Origin of the sequence: Actinomyces sp. MRS3W (genome assembly GCF_032465695.1) — a bacterium.
Lineage (GTDB): Bacteria > Actinomycetota > Actinomycetes > Actinomycetales > Actinomycetaceae > Actinomyces.
On sequence record NZ_JAWDJJ010000008.1, the window covers coordinates 1 to 1,712 of the forward strand.

At 70.2% G+C, this 1,712-nt stretch carries 2 protein-coding genes; both read right to left on the bottom strand.

What is annotated here, in order from left to right; translation table 11 throughout:
• Positions 1–54 precede the first annotated feature (54 nt).
• Positions 55–762: a sugar transferase gene (locus RWX45_RS00145; RefSeq protein WP_316021774.1), complete on the bottom strand. Its 708-nt coding sequence runs from the start codon at positions 760–762 to the stop codon at positions 55–57.
• 215 nt (positions 763–977) lie between these two features.
• A partial coding sequence (gene proC / locus RWX45_RS00150) for a pyrroline-5-carboxylate reductase (RefSeq protein ID WP_316021775.1) occupies positions 978–1,712 on the bottom strand: 735 nt, incomplete at its 5' end.

A 1,712-nucleotide genomic window follows, 5' to 3' on the forward strand; every position in this document is an offset into this window, starting at 1 on the left:
GTCATGGACGTGGTTCTCCTATGGGTGGTCTAGGGGCGTGGCGGCGCGCGACGCCTACCGGGACGCGGGGGCCGGGGAGAGGGACGTGGACGAGTCCGGGGAGGAGACCGGCGCGGGCTTGTTGCCGGCGTCGGAGTACACGGATTTGCGTGCCAGCACCGTCTGGATGGTTTTGAGCACGATGCGCATGTCCAGGCCGAAGGAGAGGTGGTCGACGTAGTAGCAGTCGGCCGCGTAGCGCTCGGGCAGGGTGGTGGAGTTGCGGTAGAAGGCCTGGTTGTAGCCGGTGATGCCGGGCCGGACCGTCAGCCGGCGCCGCTCGTCCTCACCCATGCGCTCCAACGGCTTGGTGGCCAGGTTGGGGCGGGGGCCGATGAGGCTCATGGTGCCGTCCAGCACATTGAGGAACTGCGGGATCTCGTCGATCGAGGTGGCACGCAGCACCCGGCCCACGCGGGTGACACGGGCGTCGCTGCGGGAGGCCACCGAGGAGGAGTCGGCGTTGCGGATATCGGGGGCGCCAACGGACATGGAACGGAACTTGAAAATGCGGAAGGGACGCCCCTCGCGGCCCCAACGCTCTTGCCGGTAGAAGACGGGACCGCCGTCGTCGAGCTTGATGGCCGCGCCGACGCCGAGAGTCAGTACTCCCAGCAGCGGCATGACGGCGACGGCGGCGGCCAGGTCCAGGGCTCTCTTGCCGTAGCGCGCGTACAGGGTCTGCGGATGATTCCAGGTGATCAGGGGCGCCTGGTGTGCCATGGGGATTCCCCTTTCGCAGGTTCCACCGGGGGAGGGTGGTCAGGAGTGGTCAGGTCTCAGGAGGTAAATAGTCAGGAACAGGATGGTCAGGAAAAGGTGCAGGACTAGTAACGGTCAGGAACAGGTGCGGGGTTAGCCTAGCGGCTGGGCAGGGGTTCATGCACCGTTACCGCCCGCCTTGAGAGATGGCGCACGCCGCGCGGCGCTCGGCGGTGTCAGGCGCCCAGCGCGCGATCCCGGGCGATGGTTGCCTCCACTGCGGCGACGGCGGCGGCAGAGAAACCGGCGCGTTCCAACGCCACCAGCCCGGCCACCGTGGTTCCACCGGGGGAGGAGACGGCGTCGATGAGGTCGGCCGGGGTGCGTCCGCTGCCACCGGCCGCCCTACGCGCCGCCTCGGCCTGCACCGTCAGCGCCGAGCCGAGCACCGCCTGGGTGACGATGTCCACCGCCTGTGCCTTGGGGATCCCGGCGGCGACCCCGCCGCGGGCCAGTGCCTCGATGAACTGGAAGACGAAGGCGGGGGAGGAGCCCGCTAACGCGGTGAAGGCGGAGAAGTCCTTCTCCGCCAGCACCAGGGTGCGCCCCACGCTGCTGAGCAGGGCGCGGGCGGTCTCCAGGTCCGTCGGCGTCGCCGCGGCCCCCGCCGTCAGAGCGGTCATGGATTGGCCTACGGCGGCGGCCATATTCGGCATGGCCCGCACCACCCGAGTGCCGGCGGGCAGCAGCGCGGCCAGAGCCTCGGTGGTCAGCCCCGCGGCAATCGAGATGACCAGCGGGAAACGCGCGGCCAGCGCATCGCTCAGGGGGTCGAGGACGGCCGGCACCACCTGTGGCTTGACCGCGAGCACAACCACGTCGCTGCCCGCCACCAGCTCGGCCGCTGCGGCGACGCAGGTAGCGCCGGTCTCCTGTGCCAGATGGGCGGCCGAGCTGGTGGCGGGCAGCGA

What these genes read in the sequence shown, in the direction of transcription:
- RWX45_RS00145 (WP_316021774.1), bottom strand. Translation starts at nt 762, where the DNA reads ATGGCACACCAGGCGCCCCTGATCACCTGGAATCATCCGCAGACCCTG.